Consider the following 16,828-nt stretch of genomic DNA (forward strand, 5'->3'; position numbering starts at 1 on the left):
TAATATTACAAATTATGAAAATTAAACCGTTATTATTAGTATTTATAACATTTCTTTTGACACAATCTTGCGAATATTTTTCTAATCCAAATGACAAAATGATCAAGATTTTAGCGGCTAGAAAAGAAATGTATAATGTAAAAAATAACCCATTTGCATCAAAAGCAGAAGTTTCTTATTATGATTCAATAATAAAAAATTCATATGACGGATTCTTTAAAATAAGCAATGAATTAAAGAAAGGAAATGCATTATTAAATCTTGGAAAAGAAACTGAATCTGTTCAACTTCTGGAAAGTGCAATTAGGAAACAAAATGAATTAGGTGCAAAAGATAATCCTGAATCACTAAAATTCTTAGCAATTGCCTATATGAGACTCGGAGAAAAGCAAAATTGTGTTAACCACCATAATCCTGAATCATGTATTATGCCCATACAAAAAAATGGAATTCATATAATACGGCAAGGTTCTCAAAAAGCAATTGAAATTTACACAAAATTATTGAATATGAACCCTAATGATTATGAATCAAGATGGCTGTTGAATATCGCATACATGACTATAGGCAGCTATCCATTAGATGTTCCTAAACAATGGTTAATACCTAATTTAAATAAAGATAATTCCGGATATAGCATAAAACCATTTTTAGATATTGCGTCAAATGTAGGCATAGCTACTAGAAACACGTCTGGAGGTGTTATAATTGATGATTTCAATAATGATAATTATTTAGATATTATAACTTCTGATTGGAGTTTGGATGGAGTTATGCACTATTATCAAAACAATAAAAAAGGAAGTTATGAAGATCATTCAAAAACATCTGAAATCGGCCGTTTTAAAGGAGGTTTAAATATGATTCAAGCTGACTATGACAATGATGGTGATACTGATATATTTGTTCTACGAGGAGCATGGATGAACAAATATGGAAGACAACCTAATTCATTGTTACGCAACAATGGTAATGATACTTTCACTGATGTAACAATCAAAAGTGGACTATATTCAGAATTTCCAACTCAAGCGGCTACATGGAATGATTTTAATAATGATGGCTATCTAGATTTATTTATAGGAAATGAATCTTCAGGTAATCAGTCCTACCCTAGTGAATTGTATTTGAATAATCAGGACGGAACTTTTACAAATGTTGCTCATGAAGCAAAATGTGATGTTGTGAGTTTTATAAAAGGAGTAACATCAGCAGATTATGATAATGATGGTGATATAGATTTATTTCTTTCAGGAATGAACAAAAAGAAAATACTATTACAAAATACAGGACTTAAAAAAGGTATTCCGCAATTTTTAGATGTTACTGATAAAGCAGGTCTGGCAGTAATTAATGTAAAAACTTTTCCAACATGGTTTTGGGATTATGATAATGACGGATGGCAGGATATTTTCGTTTGTGGTTATCAATTTGAGGGTTCTGTTGCAGGAGAAACTGCAATGGAAGCCTTGAATATACCAAATAAAAGCAGCAAAATATATTTGTACCACAACAATCACGATGGTACATTTTCTGATGTTTCCAGAGAATCAGGTTTAAATAAGACCGTATTTGCTATGGGTTCAAATTTTGGTGATATTGATAATGATGGTTTTTTGGATATGTATTTAGGTACAGGAAATCCCGAATATAGTTCACTAACTCCCAATAAGTTATTCAGGAACATGGGCAATGGAAAATTTGCTGATGTTACTGTATCTGGCCGTGTAGGAAATTTGCAGAAAGGTCATGGTGTAGCATTTAATGATGTGGATAATGATGGAGACACTGACATTTTTATAGAGGTTGGAGGCGCTTATTTTGGAGATTCTTTTAATAACTCACTATACCTCAATCCTGGTCAAAACAACAATCGATGGATAAAATTACTTTTAGAAGGTACAGACAGTAATCGTTCTGCAATTGGAACAAAAGTAAAAGTAAGTTTCAGGGAAAATGGTATTTCCAGATCTGTATATAGAATATTAAATTCAGGCGGTAGTTTTGGTGCATCTGCTTTAAGAATGGAAATTGGAGTTGGCCAAGCTACAACCATCGATCAAATCGAAATTATTTGGCCAAAAAGCCAGAAGAAACAAGTATTTAAAAATATATCCCCAAATCAATACATTAAAATTCTTGAAGGTGAAAAAGGCTTTTCAAAAGTGAATATTAAAAAAACTGTTTTTCCAACTGCTGGGGCGAAATCTTCTATTTGTATCTGATACGGGTAAAATAAAAGATTAAATATTGAAAAAAAAAGATATATTATAAAATAAAAAATAAAAAAATGAGAATAGCTATTTTTAGCCTGCTAAGTTTATTATTGCTTGTTAATTGTTCTACAAAAGATTCGAATGAGAAGATATTTTCTACTTTAGATCGAGCTGATACGGGAATTGACTTTAGCAATAATTTGACAGAAAATGATTCCCTAAATTACTTTACCTATAGTTATATTTATTTAGGAGGAGGAGTTGCTACCGGCGATATCAATAATGATGGTCTGGTAGACATCTATTTTACTGGAAATCAGATATCAAACAAATTGTATTTAAATAAAGGAAATCTAAAATTTGAAGACATTACGTCAAAGGCAGGTGTTGGAGGTGATGACCGCTGGTATAATGGTGTAACTATGGCTGATGTAAACATTGATGGATTTTTAGATATTTATTGTAGTGTAAGTGGAAAGTTTGGACCTAAAAATAATGAATTATATATTAACAATGGTAATGGAACCTTTACAGAAAAAGCCAAGGAATATGGAATTGATGATGATGGAAACAGCATTCAGAGTAGCTTCTTTGATTATGATAAGGATGGCGATTTAGATTTATTTGTCGCCAATTATCCACCTACAAAATTTGGTTCAGTACCTAGTGATTATGCGCAAATGATGTTTAACGTGCAAGACTCCCAATCAGGACATCTGTATCGTAACGATGGGAATCATTTTGCTGATGTTAGCAAAGAAGCAGGTGTAAAAGCGTATGGATTATCTTTAAGTGCCACAATTGGTGATTTAAACAATGACAGTTGGCCTGATATTTATGTTTCAAATGATTTCAGCGCACCTGATTTTATGTATATAAACAATCAGGATGGCACTTTTAAGGAAGTTATAAAGCAAGCTACAGCCCATAATTCTTTCTATGGAATGGGTGTTGATATTTCTGATTTTAATAACGATGGCAATTTAGATCTGTTTCAGGTAGATATGGATGCGAAGGACAATCGTCGTAAAAAAGCGAATATGTCCAGTATGAATCCCAAACTTTTTTGGGATGTGGTTGATGTTGGTTTTAATTATCAGTATATGCACAATTGTATGCAGCTAAATACAGGAGTTAATGAAAACGGTATACCCCATTTTGGCAATATATCCCGTATAACCGGAACATCCTCTACTGATTGGAGCTGGGGTCCTTTATTTGCAGATTTTGACAATGACGGAAATAAGGATTTGTTTATAACTAATGGAACAAGAAGAGAGATTAATAATAATGACTTCTTCCATAGTTTGGAAGGATTAAATTTACAGCCAAAAGACCTACTTAAAAAATCTCAGGAAATTCCTTCAGAGAAAATTGATAATTTCATGTATCAGAATAAAGGGAACTTAAATTTTGAACAAGTCAATAAAAAATGGGGAATTGAGTATAAAGGATTTTCAAATGGTGTGGCGTATGTTGATTTAGACAACGATGGTGATTTAGATTTGGTGGTAAATAATATCGATGATTATGCATCGGTATTCGAAAACTCAAGCTCTAAAATCAATAATTACATTAAAATGGATTTCAAAGGAAATTCTAAAAATACTTTTGGTTTAGGGAATCGTGTTTATATCAAAACAAAAAAAGGAACCCAAATGCAGGAGCTTACTTTAACAAGAGGATTTCAGTCATCAGTAGCTCCTGAAGTGCATTTTGGTTTAGCAAAGGAAAAAACAATCGACGAAGTAAAAGTAGTTTGGACTAATGGCAAAGTGCAAAAATTATATAATGTAAAAGCAAACCAAACATTACACTTTAAAGAACAGGATGCTAAAGAGCAAACAGCACTAGAAACAGCTCCTAAAGCTCATTTATTTGCAACAGAGAACACTATTTTTCCGGTTTTTAAGCACGAAGAAAATATTTATGATGATTTTAAAGATCAGGTATTACTGCCTCATAAAATGTCTACTTTTGGACCTGCAATTGCTGTAGGTGATTTAAATAAAGATGGTCTCGATGATTATTTTATTGGTGGTTCTGCAACCTACGCCGGAAAAATATTTATGCAGTCTAAAAATGGCTTTGCAGAAAAGAAAGTTCAGGCGTTAGAGGATGATAAAGCTAGTGAAGATACCGGAGCGTTAATTTTTGATGCTGATAATGATGGAGATAATGACTTGTATGTAGTCAGCGGAGGTTACGAATTTTTAGTAAATGACCCAAAATTGCAAGACAGATTATATCTAAATAACGGAAAAGGAGATTTTACCAAAGCGACAAAAGGAGTATTACCAACGATGTTAACCAGTAGTTCAAAAGTATATCCTATTGATTATGATAAAGATGGAAAACAAGATCTTTTGGTATTAGGGAGACAAGTTCCCGGACAATATCCTTCACCAACTACAACATATTTGTTGCACAATATAAGTACAGCAACACAACCTAAATTTGAAATTTCTAAAAAGTCCCCTAAAGAATTTATTAATTTAGGAATGGCAACAAGTGCCGTAATTACCGATTTTAATAATGACAAATTAGATGATATTATTGTTGTGGGCGAATGGATGCCAATCCGCGTTTTTCAAAACACAAAATCAGGTTTCAAAGAAGTTACTAAAAACCTGGGACTTAATGATGATACAACCGGCTGGTGGTGGAGCATTCAACAAGCTGATTTTGATAAGGATGGCGACATGGATTATATCGTGGGAAATAATGGCCTAAACTACAAATACAAAGCTACTCCTGATGAAACCTTTGATATTTTTGTTAAAGATTTTGACAATGATAAACACAAAGATATTGTGTTAAGTTATTACAATGACGGAAAGCAATATCCTGTACGTGGCCGTGGCTGTTCGTCTCAGCAGATTCCAAATATCAAGAAAAAATTCAAAGATTATGAAAGTTTTTCTGAAGCTACTTTGGTTGATGTTTATACAGAAAAATCACTTAAAGAAGCTTTACATTATAAAGTGAAATCGTTTGCCAGTATATACTTAGAAAACAAAAATGGCAAATTCGTAATTCATCAATTACCTGTTGAAGCACAGCTTACGTGCATCAATCAAATAATGGTAGATGATTATGATCATGATGGAAATCTCGATGCGCTAATTACCGGAAATATGTTTAATTCTGAGGTGGAAACACCAAGAAATGATGCCGGTCATGGATTACTGTTAAAAGGAAATGGCAAAGGAAAATTTAGGTCGATATCAGCGGTTGATAGCGGATTTTTCACTCCTGGCGATGTTAAAAACATGGAAAAAATCAAGGTTAAAGGAAAAACCTATCTTCTGGTCACTAAAAATAATTCGTTTTTACAAAGCGTGAGAATTAATTAAAGTTTGAACAAACATGTTAGAAGTTTTATTGTCTCACAATGTATTAATTACTCGTGTTGATTCTTAATTGAATCCTCCTTCAGTTTTTTTCAATTGTAGATCTTAATTCTTAAACAATACTTTCAAGGCCAAAGGTCTTCTAAGTATTGTTTTTGTAAACTGTTAATTAGTAATTCAATTTGATATGATCCTGATATTGTCCATAAACAATTTCAGGAAGTATCAATTAGTTATACTACTTGTTTATACTATCTATCATGTGTTTCAAACTAAGGTAAATTGTTCTTTACAATTTACTATTAGCTATTTTCATTTATTATTCTTTGTAAAATAAAGCCCATTAGGACAAGTCCTTTTTATTGGTCAGATTATCAGTCTATCAGTTTTGTCATAGAAAGAATCAGATTAAAATGATTTGCAATTCTGATTAGTCTATAAGTATCTGGCAATTTTACGTCCATCAAAACAAAAAAAATCATGAAAAAAATTTCATCATTATATAATACATTTATTTTTATAGCCTTTATCTTAATTGTATGCCGAACAGAAAAAATTACAGCTCAGGGTTGTGTAGCTGTTCGACAAATGGGAGGGCTTAATATGAATGCTGCCGGCTCTTATAATTTAGAAAGTGGCGAATTTCAAGTAGGAACTAATTATCGTTATTTTCATTCCTGGAGACATTTTGTTGGAAAGGAAGAACAATTAGAACGTCAAACTACAGGTGGCGGTCATGACGAAAATGGTGTAGAGATAGGCAATGCTGTGAACATTTATTCGCATGCTTTAGATTTTAATATTTCTTACGGAATAACAGATAGAATACAAATAAACGCCACTTTGCCTTATGTGCATAATGAACGTTCTCAGGTTTTGAGACAGACAACACCCGTAAAAGATACTCTTAGATACAGCGTATATGCTCAAGGTATTGGAGATATCAGACTAAGTGTGAATTATTGGTTTTTTGATCCAAAAACGGCTCATAAAGTTAACTTAATGGTAGGATTAGGACTGAAATTAAATACCGGAAGCCATGATGAAATGGATGATGCACCCCAAACGGACGGAACCACAAAAAGTGTAGTAATGGATCAGGCAATTCAGCCAGGTGATGGCGGTGTTGGAATTTCAGCAGAGCTACAAGTATTCAGACAATTAACCGGGCGTCTTTACGGATTTGCAAATGGATATTATCTTTTTAACCCTAAGGAATCAAATGGCACATTTAAATCACCGCCAAAAGCAGGTTTAGAAGGATATGAAATTTATGCTTCACCAGACCAATATTTTGCAAGAGCAGGTTTATCGGTTTCAATAGACAAAAAAGAAAACTTTAATATTTCATTAGCAGGAAGAGTTGAAGGTATTCCAGCCTACGATGCTTTTGGAGGACAAGTTGCGTATCGCCGTCCAGGATATGTAGTAGCGGTAGAATATGGATTTTCATATCGCATAGGAAAACATAACCTTAGTCTGTTTTTGCCTTACAATATTGTAAAAAACCGTATTCAGAGTGCTGCCGATATTGCGAATCAGGATTTGCAAAATTCTGTTATAACTGATCCTGCAAAACGTGTCCATGTTCAGGGAGATGCCGCTTTTGCTGACTATTCAATTAATTTAGGATACTCTTATCGCTTTAGTCCAGGAAAAAAAATGAAGCTGACAACACTTTAATAAAAATATATTATGGTAATAATTACTTTAAAAAAAATGAAAACTTCTTTTAATTTTTTCTATTTCATGTTAAGTAATAAAATGGCAAAACACAGTGTCAACTTAATGCGCACTGCCCTATCAATAATTTATATTTGGTTTGGAATTTTGAAAGTATTTGGAATGAGCCCCGCTGGTGATTTGGTAGAGAAAACCGTTTTTTGGTTTAATCCCGAATTTTTTATTCCGACTCTTGGAATCTGTGAAGTCTTAATCGGTTTAGGTTTATTAATCAGAAAATTGATTCCGGCAACTGTACTATTACTTTTATTACACATGATAGCCACACTCACTCCGTTTTTCATTTTACAATCCAGTTGTTTCGAAATCTTCCCTTACGAACCAACATTGGCAGGTCAGTACATTATAAAAAATCTTGTTTTGGTAGCGGGAGCTCTTGTTATTGCCGGAAAATATAACGAAAATTATTATGAGGAAATAAATTTGAAAAAAGAGCAAAAATTTTATACTGATAATCATCAAATATTAAACTAAAAAATAACGCTAAGAAAGTACATTAAGTATTTATTAGTTAAATCAACATTTATAATATGTTACGAGAAAAAAAATATTTAAAGTTGCTAATCTGTTTTTTCTTTTTGCTTACTGCACAAACATATGCTCAGGAGCAAAATTTGAAAGGAATAATCATTGGTGCAAAAAACGATTTGCCAATGATTGGAGTAAGAGTTGAGTCAGAAACCCAGGAAACTACTACCAATGAAAATGGCGAATTTGTTATTCAGAATCAAAAATTGCCCTCTACACTAAAATTGAGTTTTATGGGATACCAAGCTCAGGAAATTTTGATAAACTCATTAGATTTATTAACAGTAAGGTTAGTTAAAGATTCAAATCAGTTAGATGAAGTACTGATTTCAAGCGGCTATTTGTCTCAAAAAAAATCGGAGTTTTCAGGCTCTGTTGCTACTGTTTCAGCAAAGCAATTGCAGAACCGCCCTTCCACCAGTTTTGATCAGTTATTAGGCGGTCAGGGAACAGGAATAGATGTTATCCAGTCAACAAGTGTATTAAATAATACGCCTGTCATTCGGGTTCGCGGATTAAACACGATTACATCCGGACTTTTTCCTTTGATTGTAGTAGATGGTGTCGCGGTTTTTACGGGATCTTTGGGTGGGTTTGTTGGTAATAATCCACTTTCGGGAATTAATCCTAATGATATTCAGTCTATAGATGTATTGAAAGATGCTTCAGCTGCTGCGATATATGGCTCCAGAGCCGCAAATGGTGTTATGGTAATTACAACAAAAAAAGGTAAAAAAGGTAAAACGAAATTTAATTACAATAGCTGGTTCAGTCGGAGTACACCTTATAATCTGCCTAAATTATTAAATGCAGAAGATTATACCATGATAAAAAATGAAGCTTTGGTTAATGCAGGTAAAGCTCCTGGTTTTTTCCTGACTACAAATCCTGATGGTAGTACAGTAGATACTAATTGGTATGATGTTGCGTACGAGCCAGGTTTTTCGAGCAATCACAACATCAACATTTCCGGTGCTAATGAAACAACTCAATATTATTTTTCAGTAGATTATACTAATCAAAATAGTTTTATAAAAAACAATACTTTTCAAAATTACATGACACGATTAAACATTAGTCATGAGGTAAATAGTTTTATTAAGGTTGGTGCCAATGTTTCTTATAGCAATGCAAAAAATGTCGGCCCAAATACTGGTGCTGTTGCCGGTAATACCTTGTCTTCATCAACTTATAACACAGAATACATTACCAATGAACCATTAGGAAGAATGACGTATGTTTTGCCTCCAAACGTACCTGTTTACAAACCTGATGGATCTTATAGCATTCAAAATGGAATAAGTGTTGGTTATGGCGCCAATATTCCGTCTATTATCGGTACTATTAATGCCTATAATTTAGCTATGGTTCAGGAACTTGATTTGACTACTTCGCTTAGTAAATCACTTTTAGGTAATATTTACGGAGAGTTTGATATAAATAAGAATTTGGTCTTTAGAACCAGTTTCGGGTTAAACACTATTGGTTTGGAAAACAAACTTTTTCTAAATCCAATTCATGGAGGGGGCGCTTCTTACAACGGTATCGCAACCAATATTGCTACCGATTTATCAAGAACAGATTGGGCAAATACCCTTACCTACAAAGATTCTTTTAGTGAAAACCACAATTTTGCAATTTTGCTGGGTTATGAACGAATTAAAACGACTCTTAATAGTTGGGGAGCCTCTCAAAGTAATGTCACAGACCCTTATTATAAGAACTATCAGGGAAGCTATGCCAATATTTCGCCTATAGGTAATGACCTTTCGGAAAATGCTTTACTATCCTATTTTACCAATCTAAACTATAATTTTAAAAACAAATATTTCCTGACTTTGAATTATAGAATTGATGGTTTATCAGCTTTATCAGAAGGAAATAAATATGGTAATTTTGGAGGAGGCTCAGTAAGTTGGAACCTGACAGAAGAACCTTTTTTTAAGGGTTCAAAAATAAATGCCTTTTTAGATAATTTAAGACTGAGAGCCAGTTATGGTATTGTAGGAAATAGCGAAATAGGAAATTATCCTGCTATCGGAACGTATAATTCATCTACTTATGGAGGAACTCCAACTTTAGGATATTCCCAGACTGCCAATCCTAACCTAAAATGGGAAACAAGTTCAAAACTCGATTTAGGAGTGAATTTCGCTATGCTGAATAACCGTGTTTCAGTAGAACTTGATTATTTCAATAATAAAATTAGAGATCTTATTCTAAAAACCCCACAAGCACTTTCAGCAGGAATCCCAAATAATTACATCAACGAAAATGTTGGCGGTATGTACAACACAGGTTTTGAATTAGGAATTAATGCACTTGTTCTGAATACAAAAGATTTTAATTGGAATGTAAATTTGAATCTTTCCACCTTAAAAAACAAAGTAACTTCATTAGCCAGTGATGTATTTGTACCAAGTGTATTTGGAGTCCAAAATATGACCAGAGTGGGCTATTCTGTCGGATCTGTTTTTGCAGTGCCTAACAAAGGTGTAAATCCGGAAAATGGCCAAATGGTTTTTATAAACAGTGAAGGCAGGGAAGTGCAATATAATCATATTGGTTCTCCAAAATGGACCTATCTTGATGGTACAGCTGCTCCTGCGATAGATAACTATAAAGATGGCGTTATGCAAGGTCCTTCATTACCAAAATTATTTGGAGGATTAAATAATACATTTAATTATAAAAATTTTGTTTTAGGTATAAACCTGACTTTTGCTCAGGGAAACAAACTTTATAATGGAACTCGGGCAACCAACTCAGATCAGCGTTATTTTAATAATGGGGAGTTTATAAAAAACAGATGGACGACTCCAGGCCAGATAACCGATATTCAAAAGTTGTATTATGGTGATAATGTTTCGGCAGGTTTTTCGTTTTCAAGTACTTCAAAAGTCGAAGATGGTTCTTATGTGAAATTCAAAAATGTGTCTTTAGGATATAATGTACCTACTAATCTTTCTTTTCTAAGAAACACCTTCACCTCTATTTATGTGTATTTGCAAGGTAACAATTTGTACACTTTTACTAAATACAGAGGATCTGATCCTGAGGTTTCTATTAACGGAAACTCTATTAATTCTGGAAAAGATCAAAATGTTCCACCAAACGCTCAGGTGTATACTTTAGGCTTAAATATTGTATTTTAATTATTAAAACAAAGAAATGAAAAAATATATTTTACTCTGCTGGTTTATTCTACTGTTTACATCAGCCTGCAATGATGACTTATTAGATACACGGCCTGAAACCAGTATTCCGGAATCTGTTGCTTTTAGTACTCCTGAAAAAATTTTGGCACAGACCAATAACTTATACAAACAATTGCAAAATCAAAGTTTCTATGGTGGCAGATTTATTGTTTTTAATGAACAAAGAGCAGATCAGTTTGGTCAAAATGACGGAAATGCAGCAACAGGTTCAGCGGTATGGAATCAAAATGTAGCATCAACAAATGATTTCGTAAACAATGTCTGGTCGGTTGGATACACTGCAATCAATGCCTCTAATATTTTAATTAGCAAAATGAATGAAACCACTGTTATTTCAAACGATTTGGCTAAAAAGTACATTGCTGAAGCCAAATTTATTCGTGCGTTTTGTTATTTTAGTTTGATTCAAACCTATGCAAAACCTTACAATCAGGATAAAAATGCATTGGGCCTGCCTCTAAGATTAACACCAATAACGACTTCCGGAAATAATGATTTGGCCCGAAGTTCGGTAGAAATGGTTTATACACAAATCCTAAAAGATTTAGATGAAGCCGAAACAGATTTACCTGTTAGTTATGCCACTCCATTACTTAATACTTCCAGAGCTAAAAAGTGTACGGCAATTGCTTTAAAAACAAGGGTTTTACTTGTTCAGAATAATTTTGATGCGGTAATTACAGAATCTAAAAAAATAGTTTCTGCTACAATGCCTTTTCAATATACCGAAGGTAATCTAACCCATAAATTAGAGACTAATTTTGCAACAATTTTTGGAGGAAGTTACACTGGAACTGAAGCGATTTTTTCTATTCCTTTTGCAAATTCTTCCATTGAAACACCCTCGGCACAATATGCCTTGGCGTATAATTATTTAGCACAGCCGATTATCTTTTTGGCTGCTGAAGGAATCGTTAGCAATCCTGCCTTTAATTCCGGAACTGATGCACGTTCTACTCTTATAGGTACGAGCTCAGCAAATCAAAAAGTATTAAAAAAATTCAATATCACAACTGCGCCTTTCAGGGATTATGTACCTGTGATCCGATATGCAGAAGTATTGTTAAATTATGCAGAAGCAGCTGCATATACTGATGACCTGGCAACTTCAACAGCTTTATTGCAAGCGGTAAGGAATCGTTCAGACGCTAGTTATGTTTTTCCGGCAAACGACATAGCAACAAAAGAAGCCCTGATTACAACAATACAAAAAGAAAGAGATATTGAGTTTTTAGGCGAAGGTATCCGATTAATGGATTTACAAAGAAAAGTGCAAACATTACCCGCCAAAAAAGGCTCTATTGGAACAGCTCCCCTGGTGTTGCCAACCAGCAGTAATTATATCTGGCCAATACCAAGTGGGGAAATAGCAACCAATCATTTAATGGTTCCTAATCCTTAAAAATAAATAGCTGCAAGATTATTAATTAAATTATCAATATTAGCATCGTAAATAATATGTTTGATCAATTTTTATTAAAGTTGAATAATTGATGTTTTCATTAAATTCTGCATCATTTATTTCATAAAATGCTCGATTTGTAGGATTACTATATCCCCTATTGCTCTATTTTTGAAAACTTGTTAAATCGAATTTATTTCAATTTATATTAAAAATCAAATTATTAAATTTAACCAAAAAGGTTTCCTAAAACATCTAAAATGAGATTACAATTTATCGCTATCGTTTTGTTTTCAGTATTTTTTCAAAGTTCTTTTTCCCAAACTGATACTGCGACAGAAAAAAGAATTCAACAGTTAATTAAAAAAATGACTTTGAAAGAAAAAGTTGGTATGTTGCATGGGAACTCTAAATTTTACACCTCAGAAATAAAACACCTTGGAATTCCGGAATGGGCTTTGTCTGATGGTCCTCATGGAGTAAGAGCAGAAATGAATCGTCATGACTGGAAATATACAGGACAAACTAATGATTCATCTACCTGTTTTCCTCCAGGAACAGCTATGGCTGCAAGTTGGAATTTAAAACTAGCTAAACAACGTGGTCTCGTTTTAGGGGAAGAAGCACGTTTTCGCAAAAAAGATGTGTTGCTTGGCCCAGGGATCAATATCATTCGATCTCCACTTTGTGGACGAAACTTTGAGTATTTGAGCGAAGATCCTTTTCTTATTTCCCAACTTTCAATAAATTACATTGAAGCTTTGCAAACAAAGGATGTTGCTGCCTGTGTGAAGCATTATGTAGCCAATAATCAGGAAGAAAATCGTTTTGTGATTGATGCAAATATGAGCGAAAGGGCTTTGCGTGAAATTTATTTACCTGGTTTTAAATCTTCAATTGTTGATGCAGGAGCATTGGGAGTTATGGGAGCTTATAATAAATTTCGAGGCGAATATTGTACTGAAAACAGTTATTTGGGCCGAACTATTTTACGAGATGAATTTAAATTCAAAGGAGTCTACATGTCTGATTGGGATGCTGTTCACAGTACTGAAAAAGCAGCTTTGGCCGGTTTGGACTTAGAAATGGGAACCGAAAAAGAAAATTATAACGACTGGTATTTTGCAGACCCTTTAATTAAAGCAGTACAAGAAGGACGTATAAAAGAAACTATAGTTAACGAAAAGGTAGCAAATATTCTGAGAGTCATGATTAAAACGAAAGTTTTGGATCCCAAAACTCGAGAAAAAGGCTCTTTAAATACTAAAGAACACCAACTGGCTGCTTATCGTTCTGCTGTAGAGGCAGTTGTTTTACTGAAAAATGAAAAGGCAATTTTACCATTAAATATGAGCGCTTTAAAATCAGTAGCTATTATTGGTGATAATGCAACACGTACACATTGCAGTGGCGGATTTAGTTCAGAAATCAAAGCTCTTTATGAGATAACGCCTCTTCAGGCTATGACCAAAAAATATGGCAAATCGATGCAAATAAATTTTGCACAAGGTTATGAAAAACAATCCTACGTAGCTGAAAGAAGCAGCAAAGGTCAATTGAATACTGATAATGTAGATTGGAAATTAATCGATGAGGCAGTAGCCCAAGCCAAAAAATCTGATGTGGCAATCATTTTTGCAGGTTTGAACCATGATTTTGATTCGGAATCATTTGACAAACTACATATGCGTCTGCCTTACGGACAAGAAACTTTAATTCAGGAAGTAGCCAAAGCAAATCCTAAAACTATTGTTGTAATAATTGCCGGTTCACCATTAGAATTAGCAGGTATTGAATCTCGTGTTCCCGCATTAGTATGGGGATGGTATGGTGGAATGGAAGCCGGAAATGCTGTTGTTGATGTATTAAGCGGAAAAGAATTTCCATCGGGAAAATTACCTTTCACAATTCCTGTTACGTTAAGCCAATCACCAGCTCATGCCTTAGGAGCATATCCGGGACATGACCTTAAAGTGAATTATGATGAGGATATTTTAGTAGGATACCGCTGGTTCGACACTAAAGAAATTGAGCCTCAACACCCATTTGGATTCGGTCTGTCTTATACCTCTTTCGAAATTTCAAATGTTACTACCGATAAAAAAGTGTATAGTGCGAATGATGATATAGTAGTGAAATTCAATATCAGGAATACGGGAAAAACCAATGGCGCAGAAGTGGTTCAATTGTATGCAGGTCAAACTACTCCTTCTGTTTTAAGACCTAAAAAGGAATTAAAAGCATTTGATAAAATATTTCTGGCACCTGGAGAACAAAAAACAATTGATCTAAAAGTTAAAGTAAAAGACCTGGCTTTTTATGACGCAAAAACTTCCAATTGGAAAATCGAATCTGGTGAATTTGTACTGTATACAGCTACATCAGCTAAAAATATTATAAGCAGCCTGAGTATTACTGTACAATAAATTTGATACAAAATTTTAAAAGAAGGATTGTCAATAGAAAATTGTTATTGACAATCCTTCTTTTTGCAGATAGAAATTCATGCCTTTTAAGAAAAGAAAAACTTAAATTAACTATTTCCCTTTTATTTTGTATTGGATATAAATCATTGCACCAAATAGTACTTCAACTAAACCACCTGTCAATGCGGAGACATATGCATCAACTTCCAATTTAAAGAGAGCGTACGATGCTATTCCGAGAATACTTCCCAAAACCCAATAAATACGCATACCATAAATACTTGCAAATGTCAGGTATCGTCCAGCAATTATCATTATCATTGCCTGAAAAAACCACTCCGCTTTTATTAATGACAAACCATAAGCCAAAGGTATACACATTATAATCCAAATTGTGCCCTCCATGGCAAGTTTGCCAAGAGGATTATTTTTATCATGCCCTCCTCTAATACCAATTAGTTTTGCAATTAAAGTGGATATCGGAAAGATAAATATCCCTCCAATTATTAAAGTCCAAATACCATTATGGGATGAATATAAATTTACCATAAGGCCAGAAAGTAACCAGACTAGCCCGGAAATAAAAACTCCAATTGATCCATAACCATAGCCACTTCTCATATCTCCCTGAGCAACTTGTAAATTATTCATATCTAATTTCTTAATAGTTTTGAAATAAATTCTTTAGTTCACGTTAACCCTATAGTTAGTCATATTCCGTTTTCTGGTGAGGAATTGAAAACCGGATTTATTGTTTCAACTTACCTTCCACCGGTAATATAATACTAAATAAGGCTCCTTCACCCAATACAGCTTCTGCATAAATATCACCATCATGGTTTTGGGCAATTTTTTTACACATTGCAAGTCCAATACCTGTTCCTTCATACTCAGTCTTGGCATGTAGTCTTTGAAAAATATTAAATATACGCTGAAAATATTCCCGCTCGAAACCGATACCATTATCCCTAACCTCGATTTTGCAAAATTCTGATACAGATCTTCCAGGCGAAATATTCTTTACATCATTATCTGAAACTGATCCCAGAGTTATCCTTACAACAGGACTTATATCGCTTTTGGAAAATTTAAGTGCATTACTGATAAGATTGCGGAAAAGTTGCATCATCTCAACAGGATTAGCTTCAATTACCGGCAAATCATCCACTAAAATTTTACCGTGTTTTTCTTCCAGTAATAAATCGTAATCCAAAATCAGATGTTCAATAATTTCGTTTAAATTAACTTTTTCAAACTTTTCTTCAGATTTGGCAAGCTTTGAGTAATTCAATACATCATTGATAAGAGTTCTCATGCGTATGGCAGATTGCATGATTTTGTTTATATAATTCTTGCCCGTAATTCCGGCACTTTCCCCAAGGCTCGTTTCAAGCATTTGTGAAAAAGTACTTATTTTTCGTAAAGGCTCCTGTAAATCATGAGAAGCAATATAGGCGAACTGAGCCAGCTCTTCATTAGACTGTAAAAGTTGTACATTCGATTGCTTAAGATCTTTAACAACCTTGTCAAGTTCTTGTGTGCGGTTTTGCACTTCTTGCTCAAGAGCACTTTGCACTTCATACTGTAAGGTCACATCCTGAGCAGTTCCATTTATCCTAATTGGTTTACCATCCAAATCAAATATGGTTTTTCCCTGAGCATGTAAGACTCGCTTTTGTGCGGTTTTAGCATTAATTATGGTATAAATTTCATCATAATCACCTCCTGATTCAGAATTTAAAGCCCACAAAACAGCGCTGGCTACTCTTTGTTGATCTTTATCCGCAATTATGGGTATAACCTGAGTGTAATCATGGTTGGAAGGATCATAACCAAACCATTCAATAAGTCGATCCGAATAAGTAAGACCATTGGTCGCAACATCAATCGTAAATTCAATAACTTAATGCAACACTTTTAATTTTTTAAATTTGTTGTATAT

At 33.8% G+C, this 16,828-nt stretch carries 9 protein-coding genes; 7 read left to right on the forward strand and 2 right to left on the reverse strand.

Annotation, left to right across the window (positions count from 1 at the left end; translation table 11 throughout):
* Window positions 1-14 precede the first annotated feature (14 nt).
* The 7 genes from ABI657_RS04960 (at window position 15) to ABI657_RS04990 (ending at window position 14,886) form a co-directional block, all read left to right on the forward strand.
* A complete protein-coding gene (locus tag ABI657_RS04960; RefSeq protein ID WP_348096138.1) occupies window positions 15-2,225 on the forward strand; it encodes an FG-GAP-like repeat-containing protein in 2,211 nt (736 codons plus the stop codon).
* Between the two features lie 65 nt (window positions 2,226-2,290).
* Window positions 2,291-5,572 carry a VCBS repeat-containing protein gene (locus ABI657_RS04965; RefSeq protein WP_348096139.1) on the forward strand — a complete coding sequence of 1,094 codons (3,282 nt, stop codon included), beginning with the start codon at window positions 2,291-2,293 and terminating at the stop codon, window positions 5,570-5,572.
* A gap of 477 nt (window positions 5,573-6,049) precedes the next feature.
* Window positions 6,050-7,252, forward strand: a complete 1,203-nt coding sequence (locus ABI657_RS04970; RefSeq protein WP_348096140.1) for a hypothetical protein — start codon at window positions 6,050-6,052, stop codon at window positions 7,250-7,252.
* A gap of 81 nt (window positions 7,253-7,333) precedes the next feature.
* On the forward strand, window positions 7,334-7,786 hold the full coding sequence (locus tag ABI657_RS04975; protein ID WP_348096141.1) for a hypothetical protein: 453 nt from the start codon (window positions 7,334-7,336) through the stop codon (window positions 7,784-7,786).
* A gap of 56 nt (window positions 7,787-7,842) precedes the next feature.
* Window positions 7,843-10,995, forward strand: a complete 3,153-nt coding sequence (locus tag ABI657_RS04980) for a SusC/RagA family TonB-linked outer membrane protein (protein WP_348096142.1) — start codon at window positions 7,843-7,845, stop codon at window positions 10,993-10,995.
* Window positions 10,996-11,011: 16 nt separating this feature from the next.
* Window positions 11,012-12,460: a RagB/SusD family nutrient uptake outer membrane protein gene (locus tag ABI657_RS04985; protein WP_348096143.1), complete on the forward strand. Its 1,449-nt coding sequence runs from the start codon at window positions 11,012-11,014 to the stop codon at window positions 12,458-12,460.
* Between the two features lie 260 nt (window positions 12,461-12,720).
* Complete coding sequence (locus ABI657_RS04990; protein ID WP_348096144.1) at window positions 12,721-14,886, forward strand: glycoside hydrolase family 3 C-terminal domain-containing protein; 2,166 nt, start codon at window positions 12,721-12,723, stop codon at window positions 14,884-14,886.
* A gap of 111 nt (window positions 14,887-14,997) precedes the next feature.
* Here the strand turns inward: ABI657_RS04990 and ABI657_RS04995 are convergent, their stop codons facing one another.
* Window positions 14,998-15,507 carry a hypothetical protein gene (locus tag ABI657_RS04995; protein ID WP_348096145.1) on the reverse strand — a complete coding sequence of 170 codons (510 nt, stop codon included), beginning with the start codon at window positions 15,505-15,507 and terminating at the stop codon, window positions 14,998-15,000.
* A gap of 127 nt (window positions 15,508-15,634) precedes the next feature.
* Window positions 15,635-16,786, reverse strand: a complete 1,152-nt coding sequence (locus tag ABI657_RS05000; protein ID WP_348096146.1) for an ATP-binding protein — start codon at window positions 16,784-16,786, stop codon at window positions 15,635-15,637.
* Window positions 16,787-16,828: the final 42 nt, after the last annotated feature.

The organism is Flavobacterium sp. (assembly GCF_039930565.1).
Classification (GTDB): Bacteria; Bacteroidota; Bacteroidia; order Flavobacteriales; family Flavobacteriaceae; genus Flavobacterium.